This window comes from Enterococcus sp. LJL128 (assembly GCF_056924295.1).
The window spans coordinates 437325-458034 of record NZ_JBXPBP010000001.1; the positions used below are offsets into that span (position 1 = coordinate 437325).

Consider the following 20710-nt stretch of genomic DNA (forward strand, 5'->3'; position numbering starts at 1 on the left):
GTAACTATCAGAAAGTGAGAAAATAATGAATACAAAAGTGAAAAAAATTCTGAATATTTTAGGTAATATTATTACCCTTGTAGCAGTGTTTTTCGTCTTCAGAAAACTATTTACCAGTTCACTGGACTACACCATTTTATTTAAACAACAAAATATTTTCACAATTACAGGTATCACTCTTATTTTAACTATAATTATCATTACTAACTGTTATCCGTGGAAAAAATTGGTGGAAATCTTTTCTGCCAAGAAAATGCCCTGGCGGGATACAATCATGGTTTATACAAAATCTAATTTGCTAAAGTATCTCCCTGGGAATGTATTTCAGTATGTCGGTCGTAATGAGCTGGCAACCAAACGTGAAATACCACATCTAAAAGTAGCTACAGCGACTGTTTTTGATATTTTTATTAACGTTCTGGCAGCAGTTGTTCTATCGTCAATCTATTTTTTCCAGCATGGCTTTTCTTTTCATTTTAATTCACAGACGATACTTTTTATTTGTATCGGATTTATTGCTCTGATTCTTGGTGCTGCAGTGGTTGTCTATGCTTTTCGAGAAAAAGCTCATGCTTTTTTAAAAACAATAAAACAATTTATTACTCTTCAAACATTAAAAGGTTTTGTTTCAGCTTTGATTTACTATATATTTACAATGATGATTCAAAGTCTGTTGTTTACAGCTCTACTTGTTTATGTTCTTGATGTCAGCCTAAATCCTCAGTTGTTTCTTCAATTGTTTTCTGCTTATACATTTTCCTGGCTGGTTGGTTTTATTACACCTGGAGCACCGGCAGGCATTGGAATTCGAGAAGCAGTCATGGCTGGAGCCACTGGTGGTCTCATAAATGAGGGAGTAATTACCTTTGCAATGGTGATTTTTAGAGTCTTGACAACTGTTGCTGATGGTCTGGCATTTTTATTGGTCTTAATTTTTAACATGTTAAAAAAAGATGGCCAGCATAAAGAAAGTAGTATTGAAAAATAAAAAACTGGAACATTTCTGGAGTCTACTAGCTCCTAAAATGTTCCAGTTTTTTTGGGGTCTACAACATTTTGTGTTAGTGAAAAATCTGTCAGTATTTTTTGAATATTCAAAAAAATAAAGGAACAACAAGTGGAAAAAATAAACTCAATTGAAATTACAAAGCATCAGAACGGTTGTTTCCTATGGATAAAAATATTGGAAGTTATTTCTTAAGGTTTCATCTAAACTGGATAGTCAGTTCTGTCTGTACCATCCATTAGTTAAGCGCCTCTTGGCTCAGACAAACATGTCGATGAATTGCTTAGTTATGATTCTATATTACACATCGCTTATGACACCATTCAGTTTTCAAATAGCCCTTTCGTGATGCCCTACGTTTCTTTGAGGAACTCGATACGTTAGATGTCAGGATTCCTACTTGTTTTAAAAAGAAACAGACCTAAAAAAACAAACAAGGAATCACTAATGCTTTTCGTTATTCTTTCTCCAATGGTGTCACAAAAGAGCCAAACAGCAAGAATAAGGGAATCAAGTGTTTTACCCATAGTTATCGCACTTTCTATCATTTTCGTTTGCGTACTTATAATATTCAAAATCTTATTTTTCGCAGCATGAAGAAGAGCTTGAAACAAAATCAGAGTTTCTCTGTTTTTTGTTTCAAGCTCTTCAATGTCATTCAGTTTTTGTTCTAACAACACAAGTTGAAATAGAACCTTTTTGGTTTAGTTTTGATTATTTAATCTTAACTTTTTTTCCCACCACTTCATTGATACCCATAGCAAAATGAACACAACTGCCGTACCAATAGCAATTTTAGTAAACAGCAACTTATATTTCGGTTCATACTTAAATTCAACACTATGATTACCTGCCGGCACCTTAACTGCTCTCAAAAGGTAATTCCCACTATAAACAGCTTCCTTTTCCCCATCAACATAAACAGTCCAGTTGTTATCATTATACTCATTTAAAAGAACCACTCGTTGTTCTTCAAAATTAGTTTTGAAGGTAACTGTGCCATTTTTAAGATTTTCTATCTCTTCTATACCTTCACTAGATTTGATAGCGGATGTTGAAATTTCATCAACGTCTAGCTTTTCAGCTTCCTTTGCTGTTATAAACATCGTGTTTGGCTGATACTCATCAGACATAGCTTCTAAAATATCATTTTTTGAGTCTTTAACTACAATAGAATTTACTATCTCAAGCTGTTCAGAATATTCCTCAATGTCAGTTGTAAAGAAACCATCTTTACCATAGTAAGTTTCTTCAGCGTTCGTTTGTGCTAGAATTAATGAACCTGAGATTTCTTCATTTCCATAGAAGATTTCGCCATCATATACTTGTTCTTCGGTAGTATAAAAAGCCATTGGCATTTCTTTAGCTAGATTACTGGAAACTCTAAGCACATAATCCTTATCCAAAGAATTATCAATGCTTGGAAACTTAAAGGTGAATGGTGCATTATTTCTTAAGCCTTTAACTTTTGTTGTTGTCTGACTAGCAATACTACCCATATTTCTATCGATGATTTCAAAAGTTAATGTATCATTTTCTCCAAATTCATAGTCAGAAGTTCCAACTAAAACAGTCATTTGGCTTAATCCTTGTACAGTAGCAGTAAATTCCTGCTCAAAACCATGCCCTTTGTAAACACTCAAAGTTGGAACAAAGCTAGTATCTGCATATCTATCATCTAAAGTTGTTAGACTATTTGTAGAAATATATTTAACACCCAGATATTTAAGCAAATTAATATTATCAATGTGATTAAAACTGATTCTGGTTGGTGAATCATAAGCTGTCTTATCTATAGCTTTGTAATAATTAATTAGTTCTTCATTCGTATAGGCAAAATCATGACCTCTGATATCTCGAATCCCGTAAAACACATTTGTGGAAGGAAACAGATTCCAATTACCCAACATCGCAATTTTTTCCTGATTTTTTGTATTTTCCTGCATATATTTAATTGTATCAGTGGGCTCTGGAATCACATCAGCTGATTTATCAATCATCGGCAGATATTCTTTAGTGAATGTTCCCATGTCCCATATGACGAGTAAGGATACAATAGATACCAATATTCCTTTAAGCTTCTTGGATTTTGAAAATAGTGCCGCAGCAATGGCCATACTACTTCCAATTAACACAAGATAAATCCGATAAAATTCAGTTTGTCTTTCTGGGTCAAGCTCTGAAAAAACACCTAGCGTATTCGCAGCAACTAAAAACAGGACAAAGCCTATTCCAAGGCAAGCAATTAGTCCTAGCTTCTTCTTAACAGATCTCGTTGCATTCCTCATTAAATCATTTAAGTTTAAACCAGTTAGGATTGCTAGCGAAAAATTAAGCAATACAATTACTCGTGGTTTTGCCGACGTATTAATCATTGGTAGTCTTGTAAATACTACATCGAATACTCCGGTAAAAATAAGTAATAGCAAAACAACAGAAGTAACAAACCAGAAAACAGTCGTACGTTTCTCTTTTCTATTAATTAAAGAAAAAGGAAATAGAAGAACTGCTAATATTCCAGTGTACATTGTTCCTTCATTTACATGACCTTCCATTCCTGCAGAACGAATAGTTGGAAAAATCATCGAACGAATATGTTCAAAATTCAAAACTCGTGTTGCTTGATACTTCCTCGAATCAGCATAGCCATTCGAACCTACTGAAGTAAGTAAATCTCCAGTATAAGGAAGGCTAGCCACCGCAGCAACCATAATGGCGATAAAGAAACAGACAAAAATAATCATCATTTTTCTTTTGTCATTTTTAAAATTCTTGATAGTATAAACTAAAACGTATAGCCCCAACAAATATAAAAAGTAAGCAGTGTATGTCGGCATACCAGCTACTAAAGAAAAATAAGTTAATGCTGATAATAAAAACAGATACTTCAATTTCATTGTTTTAAAGAACTTCTCCGTCAATAAAAACATGAACGGTGCCAATATTGCTACACTTGTGTGAGGCCATCCGTGCCAATATACTAAAATAGAAGAGAAAGTGAAAATTATCCCCGCTATAAAAGAACTGCTTTTATTTGCTCCGTATTCTCTGACTAGTAAATACATTCCAATAAAACCTATAAGAAATTTGGATAAAGAAAACAAAAATATTCCAATATCCAACGGCAGCAGGAATAAATAATGCAGTGGAAACAGAAAGAACCACATGCTTTGCGGGACTCCTATCCCTGCTTGGGGATTCCAAAAGGTGAATGTAAAATCATGAATATAGTTAAAAAAAACAGTATAGTTTTGATCAACCACGTCTGAGAGCAACGGACCATCAATAGCCACATTCTGTGAACTGAACGGTGGAAAAGCGTACATTATATTTGTGAAAGATAGTTTAAAATCATCAAATACAATGCTAGAAAATACCAATAAAAATACAAGTATCAACCCTACATATATCCAAATATTACTTTTAATCTTATGAAGAAATTTTTGCTCTCTCATAGTTAGTATTTCTTTCCCCCGCTAATTATTTTTTTTCTTCTCTTTCTGATGAATCATAGTCTAATTTTCTAACTCTATATTGAATATCTTCCAAAAGTTTTCTGTTTGCAGAAATTAGATCCGCCTGCAAGCCAATAACAAATGTTTGAAAACCAATTAAAAGCAGCGTACTTGCTAGAATCAATGACTGAACATGACCATTACCAGCACCTTGAAGGAAAAATATCAGGAAACGAATACCTAAAACAGCCCCAACAGTAAACATGACTCCACCTAAAACAGTAAAGAACATCAATGGCTTATACATCATAAAAGCTCTTAAAATAGTTAACATAGATTTTTTTACATAGCCAAACATACTGCTAAATAACCTTGAAGGTCTAAGCTCACCATTTGTTCGAATTGGTACTGAGGTCATTGCAATTTTATTTCTACCGGCTTGAACGATAGTCTCTAATGTATAAGTATACTCATTAGCTACATTCATTTTCATAGCAGCAACTCGACTATAAGCTCTAAATCCGCTTGGGGCATCGGGGATATCAGATTTCGAAGCTTTTCTAACTACCCAGCTTCCCAATTTTTGTAGTCTCTTTTTTAGAGGTGAGAAGTGCTCTGTTTGAGCAATGGGACGCTCTCCAATCACAATATCTGTTTCACCATTAAGAATCGGGCGCACTAGCTTTTCAATGTCTGCTCCGTTATATTGATTATCGGCATCCGTATTAACGATGATATCTGCTCCATTACGCAGACAAGCATCCAGCCCTGCCATGAACCCCTTAGCAAGTCCTTTATTTCGTTTAAAGTTGACAACGTAGTCAACTCCCCAGTTTTTTGCAACTTCTACAGTATTATCCTGGCTGCCGTCATTAATAATCAAGACTTCAATCTTATCAATACCATCGATTTGTTTTGGTAAATCATTCAACGCGATTTCAAGTGTTTCTGCTTCATTATAACAGGGAATTTGAATAATTAATTTCATTTGTTTCATCCTTTTGTAAAGTTATTTTCAAAAAATACAGATACCCAATATCCATACTTCTAAATGTACTAAGAGTTATAAAAATAAGTGAGCATCATCTGAAATAGCGGCATAGAAACGAGCATAATCATTACACAAACCACTCTTTCTAGAAAAGCTTTATCGAATGGTGAGCGAACCCCTTTGTTTCTAAATGCAAGCAAAACAGGAAAGAGAATCGCTAACAAGTATCTTCCTTGAAATCCTTGAACAGCATTTTGACCTACTGGAGTAAAACTAACATATAGGGCTGTCAATGATAAGCCTAAAGCACCTAAACTTCCAACATAAAGAATTGATTTATCAATTCTACTAAGTCCATCAAACTCGTTAACAGGGTAGTTTGGCAAATCAAACCAAGACAAGAATAGCGTTGTTCCTGTCGTCAATAAGACAACCAGCGGTGTAGCATTCCCTAGATAAGCAAAGAAAGAGAACATATTTTGAATGTAGTGTATTGAGTTATCTGCTAAAAAGGTAAACAGCATTTGCAGATAGCCAATCGGATTTTTTAGGATTCCCAGTACTTGAAGCTTACTGTCAACCCCGTCCTTAGGCCACTGGACAATGCCTAGCTTTTGGGCATATAAATAGGTGCCTATAGCAACAACTGCCGTCACAATGACAACCGCACCATAATAGATTCGGCGTTTTGATTTATCTGCAAATTGATTTTTGCCCAGTAAAAACATAAACAAGAACATTGGCGCATAGGAAACTTTTGCAAAAGTAATACATGTATACAAGACAAACAAAAGTACAATGTCCTTAGCTGATGCTTTCTTTTTATTAACAAGAAGATCCAATGTATAAGCTAACGCCAGCAAAATACAGCCGGTTGCCAGAAAATCACAGGATAGCGAAGCCGCCAAAAAAATATTTATTGGCAACATTGCAAAAAACGCCATTAAACTTTTACAAACAGGTGTCTTCTTAACTGCCAGATAAGCTAAAAGTGCATATAATAAAACATTCATCATTCGCCCAAAAATCAAATAATATAGAATAGGCAGCTTGAAAATCATTGCAATTTTCATGCCTACACCACTGGGAATATAGGGAACAAATAAATTGATAATTGCGGTTGAATTATAAGCTTTCTTTTCTTTTTTCTCAGCAGATACATCAGAAAGATGCTGCTTAACGACAAGAAAATCATCATAGGACTGATATTCCAAATTAGCAGTGTAATCAAGTTTTTCTAACCCCACCGGATACTCTCGTTCTACACCATTTTTAGGAAATACATGTCCTTCTGCAAGGTCATAGGATTTAATAAAATGAGCAAACTCATCCCATGTATGATGGGGAGGAACTAATACAGAACAAAGTAAACCAAACGAAACAATCACTATTGGAGTAAAAATTTCCATTTTTATTTCAAGTTTCCTAAAGAAAATAATCAAAAGTATTAATAAACTAAACATAAAAATAATCAAGAATCTAACTTTATTAAATTGGAAATAGTTTGCGACTCTATAATTATCTATTTTAATTGCAGAATCCTTCATGTTCGAAAAACTCATAAATATTTCGTTTGTTTCTTGATTAAGAACAATTGTTTTTTCCTTAATCCCAAAATAATTATTATACACACTATTATATTTTCTTAAGAGATCTTTACCATTCACTTGTACTTCATATTTGGGAGGATTTTGGTAATCACCAACTGTTACTAAGCCAATATCATACTTAAAATTTTTAATGAGTTTCTTATCAAACTTCAAGGTAATATTTGCATTATTTTGCTCAGCTGTTAAGTTCCCTTGTTCATCCTTCTTAAAACCAGCCGTCTTTATTTCTGTAATTTTCAAATCAACGTTTTCAGCCGTAATATTTTTAAAATTAAACCCAAGTGCTTCAATTAGTACCGCAGCTACAAGCGCAGTCAGCACTATTAACCCAATTAGAAGCTTTTTGTTGTATTTAACTGCATGCCGCTTTCCCATTTACGTTTCCCATCCTTACCTTACAGTTTAAATTTTCATTAATATAATTCCAATGATAATGACCCCTGTTCCAATTAGCTCTTTGATTCCGATTGCTTCATTTAAAATAAAATGAGAACCGACTAAAATAGCAATATTTATACAGGCGATTGACAACGGATAGATGTATGAAAGTTCTGATTTATTTACTATTACCAACCAGAGTAAAAAACTGGCTAGATAGCAAAAGATACCCGCAAGTACAATCCATGACATGGAAAATGAAAATAGCTGCTGTTGAAAAACAACATTCAAATCTTTAGAACCTAGTTTAAATAAGATGAGGCCTAAAGAAGATAAAACAACATAAATAAAAAATAAAATCATTATTTTTTCTCCTTACTATTCTGAGATTTCAAAATGGACATTTCCTGAACTAGATTTTTGATTTTTTCTTCCTGATTGGACAATAAAATACTTTGAAATATTGCTGAAATCAACAAGAATAGAATCGCACAAAAATAAAGGAAATTAGAGGTTGTCTCAAATCCAAAAAATGAGCTCAAACTCTCAGCAAGTCTGGGTACTATACCAAATAACAGGAGAGCAACTCCTAAAACAAGGAGACTAGCTGCTCTTTTTAAGCTCAACTTATTACGATTAATTGAACGAATGACAAAAATGAAAAATAAGATTCCCACAATCATCATTTCTATTCTAAATAATGTTGTCAAATCAATCGCCCTCCTTCATAAAGGCTGAGATTAGTATCGCAGTGCCAACCTCTACCATATACTTTACAGATTTAAATGAATGGATGGACGATTTTCCACCTGCACGTTCCATCATATTAACTGGACATTCCTTTATCCTGGCTTTCCTTTTCAACAAATGAACAATTGTTTCCGGTTCTGGATATTCAGTTGGATAGCGGGTGCAGAAAAAATGAATGATTTCTTTGTTTGCTGCCCTATACCCCGAAGTCACATCATAAATCCTTTTGCTTGTTACAAGTTTGATTAGAAAAGAGATAATTTTTATCCCAGCTCGACGCATTGAGGTCGTTTGAAATTCTGAAGATGAGCCGTCAATAAAACGAGAGCCCACACAAAAATCATATTCTCCATCAATTATTGGCTTAACAATAGCATCTAAGCTATTAATATCATGCTGTCCATCTCCATCAAATTGGACAGCAATATCATAATTGTACTGAAAAGCATATTTATATCCAGTTTGAACAGCTCCGCCAATACCTAAATTCTGAATCAAATGAACGGCATTCAACTGATGTTCTTCAATGATTTCTTTTGTTCTATCCTTAGAGCCGTCATTTATTACAACATAATCCAGCGAATAATGCTCCTGCCGTTCTTCCAACTGCTTTTGATATGCCCATACCATATTAACAGTATTAAGAATATTGGCCTCTTCATTATATGCCGGAATAATTAACAGTACCCTACACATAGCAAACCCTCTCTCGCCAAACTTTTAATGCCATTTATTTTTCCCATCAACTAGAACTTTCCTGAAAATCTTAAGCACTAGTTAAAACCCTGAACCTTATTTACTTTTATTATTCAATTCCAGCCAGCATTTGTTCCAAAGCTTCCTGCCAAGTTGGAATCACAAATCCCAATGCTTCAGTCTTACTTAAATCCATCACAGAATATTGCGGACGTGTAGCCTTTTGTGGGAACTGACTAGAATCTACTGGTAATACTTCAACTTTAGTATCCTTCAAAATTTCTTTAGCAAATTCATACCAGCTACAGCTGTTCTCATTAGACAAATGGTAAATTCCATAGTTAGCTTGCTTTTCAATAATAAATACCATAAACTCTGCTAATGTTCTTGTCCAAGTTGGACGGCCAAACTGATCATTCACTATAGTCAACTGATTTCTTGTTTCTGCTAGCTTCTGCATCGTAAAAACAAAATTATGTCCATATTTTCCAAATACCCACGATGTTCGGATAATGTAATACTTACTCATTGTTTTTTGAACAATTTGCTCTCCCAAGAGTTTTGTACGCCCATATTCATTTTGTGGATTCGTTTGGTCATCCGTATGATAGACACCATCTTTTTTTGTACCGTCAAATACGTAATCAGTACTAATGTAAATCAATGTAGCCCCAACTTCTTCTGCTGCTTCAGCAACATTTTTTGTTCCGTCGACATTAATTTTTTCATCTAATTCTTTGCCTTCATCTTCAGCTTTATCAACAGCAGTATAAGCCGCACAGTGATAAATAACTGTTGGCTTAAGTTTAGAAATATATGCTCTGGTTGCTTCTGCGTTTGTAATATCCATTTCTCCGGCATCTGTGGAAACATATGTCATTCCTTGTTCGTCTAGTAAATGACGTAATTCTGTGCCCAGCTGACCATTCCCGCCTGTAAGTAAGATCATAATTAGTTTCGCCTCTTTCATTATTCGTTTTATCCGTTGTTCTTTCAAACTACCAACCTATGGACTTCTTAAAACTTTATACATGTTCATGTAGCAATATACTGATAAAATACGTTTTATTTAAAAAAAGAGGTAGAGACAGAAGCAAGCGTAGCTCCTTCTGTCTCACCATCTAATAATCAGCTCACTTGAAGGAGTAAGCAAGTTAAAAAGCTTAATCTAGTATCTATCTAACTATTATCAACAAATGAAACAATGATTGTTGCTTATTAATCATTGTCCATTTTTGGCATAATTAGCTTCTACAGCATCTTTTTCTGCTTTCCACCAAGCTTCATTTTCAGTGTACCATTTAATCGTATCGGCTAAGCCGTCACGGAAGTTAGTAAATTCAGGCTGCCAGCCTAATTCTTCACGTAATTTTGTTGAATCGATTGCGTAACGTAAGTCATGACCAGCCCGGTCATTTACATGCTCATAAGCATCTTTCGGCTGTCCCATCAACTCTAAAATCAGTTCAACAACTGTTTTGTTGTCTTCTTCACCATCGGCGCCAATTAGATAAGTTTCGCCAATACGACCCTTTGTCAAAATTGTCCAGACAGCAGAAGAATGATCATTTGTATGAATCCAGTCACGTACATTCTTTCCTGCCCCATATAGCTTAGGTCTAATTCCACTCAGTACATTTGTAATCTGACGAGGAATAAACTTCTCAATATGCTGATAAGGTCCATAGTTATTTGAACAGTTGGAAATTGTTGCCTGCAGTCCAAATGAGCGTCCCCAAGCTTTTACCAGCAAATCTGACCCAGCTTTAGTAGAAGAATATGGGCTTGAGGGATTATATGGTGTTTCATCCGTAAATTTCTCTCCTGGACCTTCTCCGTGCTTCGGCAAATCCTCACGCAGAGGTAAATCACCATAAACTTCATCAGTTGATACATGATGATAACGAACATCGTACTTACGACACGCTTCAATCAATGTGTATGTACCAATGATGTTCGTTTGAACGAAAGGAAACGGGTCATTTAAAGAATTATCGTTGTGTGATTCTGCAGCGTAATGAACCACTGCATCAGTCTCTTTTACCAACTTATCAACCAACTCGGCATCCGCGATGTCTCCGACCACCAGCTCTACACGGTCGGCAGGCAATCCAGCAAGATTCTCTTTGTTTCCAGCATAAGTTAGTTTATCTAATACTGTTACATGAACCTCCGGATGGTTATTCACCACATAGTGAACAAAGTTTGAGCCAATGAAACCAGCTCCTCCAGTAACAATGATGTTTTTCATCTACAAGATCTCTCCTAAACAGTTTTTAGATTTCACCATATACAAATGGATTTTCTGCTTCAAATTCTTTCAATGTAGGATGCTTTTGATCCTTTTCAGAAGTAATTGCCTTTGTAATATCAATTGGCCAGTCAATTCCTAGTTCGGAATCATCAAAAGCAATTCCTCCGTCTGCTTCGGCACTATAATAGTTATCACACTTATACATAAAATTGACATTCGGTGTCAGTGTAACAAATCCATGGGCATAGCCTCTAGGAACTAACAGCTGGCGATGATTATGTTCAGATAAAATATATCCTTCCCATTGACCATATGTCGGACTGCCTTTGCGAATATCCACAATCACATCCAACACAGCCCCAGTAACCACTCGAATCAGTTTCGTCTGAGCTGCCTCGCCTTTTTGAAAATGTAGTCCTCTCAACACGCCAGCTTCACTAGAAAGAGAATGGTTATCTTGAACGAAATCAAAATTCAATCCATGCTCAGAAAATTTTTCTTTTGAGTAGCTTTCAGTAAAAAAGCCACGGTGATCGCCAAAAACATCCATTTCAATAATTTTGACATCTTTAAGTTTTGTTTCGATGACTTTCATTCGTTTTGCCTCCTGTTATCCTTCAGCCAGTCTTAGCAGATATTGACCATAACCGTTTTTCTTCAGCGGCTGTGCTAATTCTACCAGTTGCTCTTTTGAAATATAGCCCATGCGATAGGCAATTTCTTCCAGACAGGCAACCTTCAGATTTTGACGTTTTTCAATTGTTTCAATAAAAGTAGATGCCTCAAGCAGTGATTCATGAGTTCCTGTATCCAGCCAGGCAAACCCACGACCCATTACCTCTACAGACAATTTATTTTTTTCTAGATAAACTTTATTCACATCTGTAATTTCCAACTCGCCGCGCTCTGAAGGCTTAATGTTTTTAGCGATTTCAATAACTTCGTTATCGTAGAAATACAAACCAGTAACTGCATAATTTGATTTTGGCTGCTCAGGCTTTTCTTCAATAGATAATGCCTGCATATCCCCATCAAATTCGACTACTCCGAAACGCTCAGGATCATTCACATGATAGCCGAAAACTGTTGCACCGCTTTCCTTAGAAGCCGCTCTTTGCAGCATCTTAGAAAGTCCTCCGCCATAATAGATATTATCTCCTAATACAAGACAAACACTGTCGTTTCCAATAAATGATTCGCCAATAATAAATGCTTGAGCCAAACCATCCGGGCTTTCTTGAACAGCATATTCAATATGGATGCCCAAATCAGATCCATCACCAAACAGACTCTCAAACCTTGGTGTATCATCTGGTGTTGAGATAATCAGTATTTCTTTAATCCCTGCTAACATCAATGTAGACATTGGGTAATAAATCATTGGTTTGTCATAAACCGGCATCAATTGTTTAGATGTTGCTTTTGTCAGCGGATATAATCTTGTTCCGCTTCCGCCAGCTAAGATAATTCCTTTCATGGGAAAACTCCTTCATATTTAAAATTTCATTTATTGCATACCATCGTCCATTATCTCATTATCCGAAGGACTTGTCATGTATTTTCCTAACATTTTACAAAATTGTAAAATAATTCTCATCTTTTCAATAGTAGACGTTTAATCAATGCCCATGCAAGCTGTATGCGCCAGCGTAATTTTTGAATACCACTGGAACTGGTGGCTATTTCACTGGCATTCGCTTCATGTCTTCTATAATAGGTAAGTTCTTTATCTAGAAAGGCACTCTTACCATGATAGTCGCTGATTAATCCCAGCCACATATCATGCATTGGAACAGTTGGCGGAATTGGCAATGCAATATTTTTCAAGCTTTTGCGGAAACACATCCCAGCACCAATATATCCGCTTTTCCAAAGATTAGATAAAAAACCAGTTTTTACCTTTCGGTAATCAAAATAGGATGAAAGAATCGGTTTCAGCGTTTCATCAACCACAATCAAATCGCTGACTACCAGTTCCTTCTCCGGATGAGCAGAAAAAAATGCTAATGTTTCTTTTACTTTATTTGGCAGCCAGACATCATCCTGATCAGATAAAAAAATGAAGTCCCCTCGACTTTCGCTAATTGCAAAATTATAATTAGCAATCACGCCATTACCTGGTCCGTTTCTCCACTTAATCCGCAGATCTTCTGCAGCAAACTGCTGAACAATTTCCTGCGTATGATCAGAAGAACCATCGTCAGAAATAATCACTTCATCCTCAGCATTGAGCTGAGGCAGGATACTCTTCAACTGTTCTGCAATATATTTTTCTCCATTATAAGCTGCAATACATACAGAAATCATGTTTTACTCCTTACCAATCTACGGTATTCCGCCCAAGTCCGCCGCCAGATTTTACGATTTTTCACCGTTAGAAACTGTTTAAGAATCCTCTTCAGCAAATGTTTCTTATGAAGGTCAAGCTTTGCTGTATCATACTTCGTATAAAAAAGTGTTTCTGCTGTCACAATTGATTCGTAGCGCGCTAGGCTGACTTGGCGATAATCTAAAACAGATAAATTATGCTGAAGCTTGAGAGGAAGAACATAAACCGCAGCTTTCTCCTTATTCAGCTTCCAAAATACCCAATGATCTAGAAAATCCAAAGGAAATTCCTCATTAAACTTAGAAATTGCTGTTCGACCTTTTTTAGTAAGTACTGAGCCAGAATTGATTGCCATCACCGGATCTTTCGCAACGCCAACTTCTGGATACGAACGCTCTCTGCTGATGTACTGATTACTAAAAACTGGTGAGATTTCCACTTGACCGGAGTACACATTAGGAACCAAAGCCCCCATCTTCGTTGTGTCAGCGGCAGAAAACTTCATTATATATTCAATATCTGAAACTGTTATTGCTGTATCCTGGTCTAAAAGCAGCAGCAAATCACTGTTAGCTTCATTACAAAAATCCAAAGCGGCATTATACGCTTTCGCCAGTCCCGGGTTGTCAGCATCATGTATGTAATGAACATTACTCAAGTCGAGCAGGTCATCTGTTTGCGGTACAGGACTATTATCATAAATGTAGAGAGAGAATTTTTCCAAATTCACAGCACCATAAAGAAACGTTTCATAACTTGGACAGTCAGAAAGCTTTTTTTTGTAAAGAACAATTACAGCGAGTAGTTGTTGGTCCATCAGAAAAACCTCCAGCCCCATTTATTAAAAAATTTACCCATCGACTGCATAAAAATTTTGAATAAGGCTCTGCTTCTATGAGCTCCTTTTTCATATAAGTGCACCACAGTTTCCAACGGCGTATACAAAATTTTATAGCCTTTTTGACCAAAACGAAGGCACAAATCATTATCTTCAAAATACATGAAAAAACGTTCATCAAAGCCTTGTATCTCCCTATATTTCTCCACATCGATAACCATAAAACAGCCGGAGCCCATTTTTATAAATGAGGTTCTGTCATCTGGAAGGTCACGGCATTCGTAAAAGCTTAGCCGTTTATCAAACAGCTTCTTCACAAAATTAAAGGGGATAAACCGAAGCATATAGTCAAAAACATCCAGCTTCTGTCTCACCAGATACTGTGTCGTTCCATCTTCATTCAATACTTTAGGACAGACCGCCGCAAGTTGGCTATCCTCTTGAATTCTTTCAATTAGCTTATCCAGAACAGCCTTTTTCACTAGAACATCTGGATTAAAAATTATTCCGTATTTTGTGTCAACGAGCTGAAAAATCCGATTATGGCCAAAACCAAAGCCTTTATTTTCATCACAGGAATGGATAGTGATGAACGGCTCATAGTCCTTTAGCCGAGACAAGTAGGTTTCTTCTGAAGCATTGTCAAAAATATGTATTTCATAGCTGGAGTCTTCACCGAGCTCCCTTTTTAAATCATTTAAAACATCAAATATATGTCTGCTGTTATGTGTCACAATCGAAAGTGTAATTTTTTTTGTCATTGTTCTGATAAACCCCTTAATATTCACCTTACAGTTTTAGTTAACAAGATGATTCCCTAAATTGGCAACATTTGCCAATAAAGCTTTTTTATATAAAAAAGGGGCTTGGGACAATAGTATGTCTCCATCCCCTAAAATCAAATAAAAAGTATTTCAAGATTGTCGCTTCAGAAGCAAATCGAATACTGCCAAGAATAAGAAAAGCTCTGGATAGATATCAATCAACAGCTGCTCGATTCCTTGCACTGTTCCTTGACTCCTTGACATTTTCCGGTTGGTCCGCCTTATCTTTCAAGTCAAAACACTTCTGTCACAACTACTATTTTATCTTGTAAAGTATACCATAGGCAGTAACATTTCCAAAATCACCGTTTCTTCTTTTTAGAATGCTTGCCTGCATGCTTATCCAACTGCTCCTGCCGGAACTCTTTGTTGCCAAATACTCGTAAAATGTACATCAGCGGCTGATGATTTTCACCAACCAGACCTATCAATTCAATGAACAGCTCCAAGCCGATTAAGCTAAAGACAATCAATAAAATTGAAGCTACCTGACTGGCATAGCTAAACAACAACGCTACAAATGAGAAAACCAGTGCTAAACCATAGATTGTCATTACAGCTCCCTTATGTGTAAAGCCAAGAGAAAGCAAACGGTGATGGAGATGCATTTTATCAGCAGATGAAATCGGACGCTTATTCATCAGCCGGCGAATAATGGCATAGACTGTATCCGTAACTGGTACGCCTAGAATAATTAATGGTGTAATCATTGAAATAAAGGTAGCATTTTTCAAGCCCTGCAGCGACATTACCGCAATCATAAAGCCTAGAAACAAGGCACCTGTATCTCCCAGAAAAATTTTAGCCGGATAAAAATTATAAGGAAAAAAGCCCGCTATACTTGCAACTAAAATAAAAATAACGATTGGTACGTAGATAGTATTGGCATGCAGAAAAAAATAACCAACTAGCCCTATTGTCGTCAAGCTAATCATTGAAACCCCTGAAGCTAATCCATCTAGACCGTCAATAAGATTAATAGCATTGGTAATCGCTACAATCCAAAGTACGGTAAGCGGCAGACTAAACCAGCGAAGATCAATCTGATCAAGAAAAGGCAAAGTAACATAATCAATTCTTATTTCGGCAACAAAATAAATCACTAAGGAAGCAAGTAAAATTCCTAAAGTTTTCTTTGAAGGCGACAATTCAAAAATGTCATCAATCAGCCCAGTTAGTACTACAATACCGGCGGCTAATAGGATGGGTAGAATATATTGCTGAGGAATAACCGACTGAAACAAAAACAGACAGGCAAAACTAAATGAAAAATAAATAGCCAGTCCGCCAGCAGTCGGCATATTTTTTTCGTTTATACGACGCTCGCCTGGTGCATCATACGCACCAATCCGAAAAGCCAGAAGCTTAACAACTGGTGTAATAATCAATGAAATCATGAATGTTAGTAAAAGACGAAGCATAATCTCATATATAAACATAGACATAAAAAGCCCTACTTTCTTAAGGTTCATCGTATATTATACAGAATAAGCCTTGTTTTACAAGACATGTAGAAAAAAACAACACTGTATAAAGTAAAAGCGGTCATTTGTTCCTCGGTACTAAACGATTTCAATCATTTCTTAAATTTTTTCTTTACGGAGCTGAATAACTGCTTTATCATGCCGTCACGGTCCTCTATCTCGCCATGAGATAAATAATCCTCTACAACTGCATTCACAATTCCGCCTAATACGATGATTGTCGCTGCAAAATTCAGCCACAACATCAAAACAATAAAGCTTCCAATAATCTGATAGCCGGAAACTCTTGAACTAAAATAAGTAATATAAATGCCGAAAACCTGCGATAATAACAGCCAGCCAATTGTAGCAAAAACAGCTCCCGGAAGTACGGAGCGGCTTTTAAGCTTGACATTAGGAACAACGAGATAAATTAAACTTAACACTAAGAACAAGCCCAACGCTGTAACCGGCCATTTCAACGCTTCAAACGTATCAAGAAAGTCGGTTGGTATATGAACAAATGGTTCAAGGAACTCTAAAATATTTTGTCCCAATCCCAGGACAACAACAACTCCCACCAATGAAACAAGAAATAATACAATAACTACCAATGAAACCAACCGCACAATGATAATATTTTTCCTAGGCTCCACACCAAACGCTTTGTTCATCGCGGTTTGCAGTGCATTAATACTTTGACTGGCACTCCAAAGAGTTGCTAGAGCAGAAATTGAGAGGAGCCCGCCGGAGCTTTGTGTCAGCAAAGATTTGATTGCCGGCTTTAAATCATTAAAAATTGTTTCAGGAATAATCTCCGCTACGTATGGAAGTACAGTATTAGGATCAATACGCAAATACGGTAAAAGGTTGCCAATAGTAATTAGCAGTGGAAACAGCGAGAGCAGCAGATAGTAGGCAACCACAACAGACGTATTTCCTATCTCAGAGCTGACCATCCGTTCCTGTGTTGTGTGAATAAAACGGTTGAGCTTTTGATTACTTTTCAGCTTATCCATCCACTTCATAAGTGCTCCCCTTTCTCATCCTATCTGTCAATTACTACTTTCCCTGAAAAATGATATGCTACCATCAAAATCTGCAGAGCTGCTGCCTATTCATAGCGACTCTGCAGATTTATTTTAATAGGTTAGTTCTTCCCCTTGGGAAGTTAAAATTTTAGGCCCTTCCTTTGTAATAGCCAGTGTATGCTCAAACTGACAGCTCAGTCCGCCATCCTGAGTATAGGCAGTCCAGCCATTTGGATCCATTTTCATTCGCCAGGTTCCAGTATTGACCATTGGCTCAATAGTAATAACCATGCCTTCTTTTAGCCGCAGTCCTTTTCCTGCTTCACCATAATGGGGAACTGAAGGACTTTCATGAATTGTCGGTCCTATTCCATGTCCCACAAAATCACGGACAACTGCTAAATTCTCCCCTTCGACATAGGTTTGAATAGCATGGCCGATATCTCCGATTCTGTTGCCAACTTTCGCCTGCTCAATTCCTATATATAAAGCTTTTTTAGTTACCTCCATCAAGTGCTCGATTTCCGGTGATGACTCGCCAACAACATAGCTCCAGCAGGAATCAGACATTGCTCCCTTCAAGTCGATGCACATATCCACTTTTATTAAATCCCCGTCTTTTAATACTTTTTTTCGAGGAAAGCCGTGACAAATCTCATCATTGATGCTGCAGCAGGTTGCGTACTTATATCCTTCATAACCAATTTGTGCAGCGACTCCGCCGTGGCTTTCAATGAAGTCTCTAACAAAGACTTCAATATCCCAACTGGAAATCCCAGGTTTAATAAAATCTCGTAAATGACGGTGAACATCCGCAAGTAATTCTCCGGATTCGTTCATCATTTCAATTTCTCTTGCTGATTTTAATGTTATCATTTTATTTCATCGTCTCCTAAAAATTTTTCTCACTTTTCTATTTTATCACAGATAAAAAATTCCTCCTACTTTAAAATCTATCCAAATTCTATCGCTTTTATGTTAAAATACTTAATTGGAGGGGATTAGCCTTGTATTTTATTTTGATTATTTCGTTTTTTATTGCAACATTAATTACTTATTTGTTTCAACTACTTTTATTCCAGTTTGAAACAAGAATTAAACTACTTTTAAATTCGCTAGATACCAGCTTATTTATTTGGCTTGTCACATTATTTTCTTATACAAATGTCTTAGGACATTCCATTGCGTTCGAACAACCGGTGGATAGATTGACCTATTTCTTAACACTTTTCACTACAACCATCGTAGTGTTATTACTGAAAGGCTATTACAAGGTGAAAAGAAAGCAGACTGAACAACTAAATACTAAAAGTAGATTTTTAATAAAGGATTACTTCTTTCTTTTTATTTACGCTTTGATTATTTTCTTTTCCACACTACTATATTCAAGCAGTGTGTGGTTGATTAATCTCTTTGGCCCGGTCAGTGTTGAGCAGCTTTTATATAATGTTCAGAATCTATCCGGATCCAGCAACGAGCAGGTTTTCAGCTATATTAATGGACCATTAATGCTAACGATATTTATTACTTATCTATTCATGAAAATTTATGTTTTCTCACCTAGACCGCTTATTAATTTAAAATCCAACAATAAATTTTATACTATTATTAGTAAGTGCCTACCTTTGGTCTTAATTTTACTTGTTCTTTCAAGCTCCATCTTTTTAAGTCTTAATCAGGTAGGAATTGCTCAGGTAAAACTTTATTTTCAGAAATCAAATTTTTTAGAAGTAGAATATGCAGACCCTAATAATGTACAATTACAGTTTCCTGAAAAGAAAAGAAATTTGATTTATATTTTTGTTGAGTCTTTTGAATCAAGCTACACAGACAATCTTTCCGGAGGGACTCAAAAGCACAATCTCTTAGAGGACCTAACCGTGTTACTTGGTGATGACGCTATAAACTTCTCAAATACAGAGGGTATTGGTGGAGCCTTGCAAGTTCCTGGAGCTGAATACACAGCAGCTGGAATTGTTTCTCAAACTTCAGGAATGCCTTTAAAAGTCCCATCAGGATTCGCAAAGCCGTCAAATGTCGTTGGGTTTGATATAGAAAACAATTTCGGTATGGATGAAAACTATACTTCTGGAGAAAGCAGTTATTTGCCAGGGCTTACTTCTATAGGCGATATTCTCCAAAAGAAAGGATACAATCAAACCTTCGTCATGGGCTCTGATGCAACTTTCGGGGGCAGACGATCCTACCTAACACAACACGGTAATTACGATATACTGGATACGATTGAAGCCAAAAATAGAGGCTATATCCCAGAAGACTATAAGGTTTGGTGGGGGTATGAAGACACAAAACTATTTGATTTTTCAAAGACTGAGCTAGCCTCACTATCAAAGCAAGAGGCTCCATTTAATTTGACGTTATTAACAGCAGATACTCATTTCCCGGATGGTTTACTGACAGAAGACACTCCGACTCCATATGACAATCAATATGCCAATGTTATTTCTTATACAAGCAAGCAGATTGCAGATTTCCTTATCTGGTGCCGTCAACAAGACTTTTATGAGAATACAACGATTGTTATCAGCGGCGATCATCTAACAATGGATCAAAAATTCGTTGCTGATTTTCCTAAAAATTATGAGCGAACCATTTTTAATATGTTTGTCAATGCACCAATTACTACAGAAAACTCAAAAAACAGAACATTTACATCTATGGATATGTTCCCAACAACCTTAGCCAGTCTAAACGTTGCCATCCCCGGTGACCGCTTAGGAATAGGAACGAATCTATTTTCTGATCGAATTACGATTGCTGAAACGCACAGCATAGAAACCTTACGGGAAAATTTGACTCAAAAATCTGAATTTTATGAGAAAAACATTTTACAGGAAGCATTACCTGCTAAAAGTTCCAGTAGTACTACAGCTATAGAAGGTGGTTCATCTTCTTCAGCTGCTGAAGAAGCTAAATCTGATTCCCAAGCACAGACATCTGTCGAAACAGAAACGGCAGAAGAAATACCTTCAGTAGCAGATACTGAGGAAGTACGAACCGGTTTAGAGATATCTACTAAAATAGGTCTCCAGCAGCCTATTGCCGGAGTATTACAATAGCAAGC

18 protein-coding genes are annotated in these 20710 nt (G+C 36.3%); 2 read left to right on the top strand and 16 right to left on the bottom strand.

Annotated elements, in window-relative coordinates; translation table 11 throughout:
- Positions 1-25: 25 nt before the first annotated feature.
- Positions 26-988, top strand: a complete 963-nt coding sequence (locus AC1Z3K_RS02235) for a lysylphosphatidylglycerol synthase domain-containing protein (RefSeq protein WP_461731711.1) — start codon at positions 26-28, stop codon at positions 986-988.
- A gap of 722 nt (positions 989-1710) precedes the next feature.
- Here the strand turns inward: AC1Z3K_RS02235 and AC1Z3K_RS02240 are convergent.
- The 16 genes from AC1Z3K_RS02240 to map form a co-directional block, all read right to left on the bottom strand.
- Positions 1711-4461: a YfhO family protein gene (locus tag AC1Z3K_RS02240; protein ID WP_461731712.1), complete on the bottom strand. Its 2751-nt coding sequence runs from the start codon at positions 4459-4461 to the stop codon at positions 1711-1713.
- Between the two features lie 25 nt (positions 4462-4486).
- Positions 4487-5449, bottom strand: coding sequence for a glycosyltransferase family 2 protein (locus AC1Z3K_RS02245; RefSeq protein ID WP_426082188.1), 963 nt, complete (start codon positions 5447-5449; stop codon positions 4487-4489).
- A 68-nt stretch (positions 5450-5517) separates the two neighbouring features.
- The gene (locus AC1Z3K_RS02250; protein WP_461731713.1) at positions 5518-7437 is read right to left on the bottom strand and encodes a DUF2142 domain-containing protein; all 1920 of its coding nucleotides are present in this window, start codon (positions 7435-7437) and stop codon (positions 5518-5520) included.
- A gap of 27 nt (positions 7438-7464) precedes the next feature.
- A complete protein-coding gene (locus tag AC1Z3K_RS02255; protein ID WP_461731714.1) occupies positions 7465-7803 on the bottom strand; it encodes a hypothetical protein in 339 nt (112 codons plus the stop codon).
- Positions 7803-8150, bottom strand: a complete 348-nt coding sequence (locus AC1Z3K_RS02260) for a DUF2304 domain-containing protein (RefSeq protein ID WP_426082191.1) — start codon at positions 8148-8150, stop codon at positions 7803-7805. The genes AC1Z3K_RS02255 and AC1Z3K_RS02260 overlap by 1 nt, the downstream gene beginning before the upstream one ends.
- Position 8151: 1 nt before the next feature.
- Complete coding sequence (locus AC1Z3K_RS02265) at positions 8152-8886, bottom strand: glycosyltransferase family 2 protein (RefSeq protein WP_461731715.1); 735 nt, start codon at positions 8884-8886, stop codon at positions 8152-8154.
- A gap of 109 nt (positions 8887-8995) precedes the next feature.
- Positions 8996-9835, bottom strand: a complete 840-nt coding sequence (rfbD, locus tag AC1Z3K_RS02270) for a dTDP-4-dehydrorhamnose reductase (protein ID WP_461731716.1) — start codon at positions 9833-9835, stop codon at positions 8996-8998.
- 273 nt (positions 9836-10108) lie between these two features.
- On the bottom strand, positions 10109-11137 hold the full coding sequence (gene rfbB, locus AC1Z3K_RS02275) for a dTDP-glucose 4,6-dehydratase (RefSeq protein ID WP_461731717.1): 1029 nt from the start codon (positions 11135-11137) through the stop codon (positions 10109-10111).
- Positions 11138-11162: 25 nt separating this feature from the next.
- Positions 11163-11735: a dTDP-4-dehydrorhamnose 3,5-epimerase gene (gene rfbC / locus AC1Z3K_RS02280; protein WP_426082195.1), complete on the bottom strand. Its 573-nt coding sequence runs from the start codon at positions 11733-11735 to the stop codon at positions 11163-11165.
- A gap of 15 nt (positions 11736-11750) precedes the next feature.
- Positions 11751-12617 (bottom strand): glucose-1-phosphate thymidylyltransferase RfbA, encoded by an 867-nt coding sequence (rfbA, locus tag AC1Z3K_RS02285; RefSeq protein ID WP_426082197.1) that lies wholly within the window; start codon positions 12615-12617, stop codon positions 11751-11753.
- Positions 12618-12733: 116 nt separating this feature from the next.
- Positions 12734-13447, bottom strand: coding sequence for a glycosyltransferase family 2 protein (locus AC1Z3K_RS02290; protein WP_461731718.1), 714 nt, complete (start codon positions 13445-13447; stop codon positions 12734-12736).
- Positions 13444-14286: a glycosyltransferase gene (locus AC1Z3K_RS02295; RefSeq protein ID WP_461731719.1), complete on the bottom strand. Its 843-nt coding sequence runs from the start codon at positions 14284-14286 to the stop codon at positions 13444-13446. The genes AC1Z3K_RS02290 and AC1Z3K_RS02295 overlap by 4 nt, the downstream gene beginning before the upstream one ends.
- Complete coding sequence (locus AC1Z3K_RS02300; protein ID WP_426082203.1) at positions 14286-15068, bottom strand: glycosyltransferase family 2 protein; 783 nt, start codon at positions 15066-15068, stop codon at positions 14286-14288. The genes AC1Z3K_RS02295 and AC1Z3K_RS02300 overlap by 1 nt, the downstream gene beginning before the upstream one ends.
- A 365-nt stretch (positions 15069-15433) precedes the next feature.
- The gene (locus AC1Z3K_RS02305) at positions 15434-16576 is read right to left on the bottom strand and encodes a glycosyltransferase family 4 protein (protein WP_426082204.1); all 1143 of its coding nucleotides are present in this window, start codon (positions 16574-16576) and stop codon (positions 15434-15436) included.
- A gap of 131 nt (positions 16577-16707) precedes the next feature.
- Positions 16708-17622 (bottom strand): YihY/virulence factor BrkB family protein, encoded by a 915-nt coding sequence (locus AC1Z3K_RS02310; protein WP_426082205.1) that lies wholly within the window; start codon positions 17620-17622, stop codon positions 16708-16710.
- A 114-nt stretch (positions 17623-17736) separates the two neighbouring features.
- Entirely contained in the window at positions 17737-18501 is a 765-nt protein-coding gene (map, locus tag AC1Z3K_RS02315) for a type I methionyl aminopeptidase (protein ID WP_461731720.1), read from the bottom strand.
- A gap of 131 nt (positions 18502-18632) precedes the next feature.
- Between map and AC1Z3K_RS02320 the strand changes: the two genes are divergently transcribed.
- On the top strand, positions 18633-20705 hold the full coding sequence (locus AC1Z3K_RS02320; protein WP_461731721.1) for an LTA synthase family protein: 2073 nt from the start codon (positions 18633-18635) through the stop codon (positions 20703-20705).
- Positions 20706-20710 lie beyond the last annotated feature (5 nt).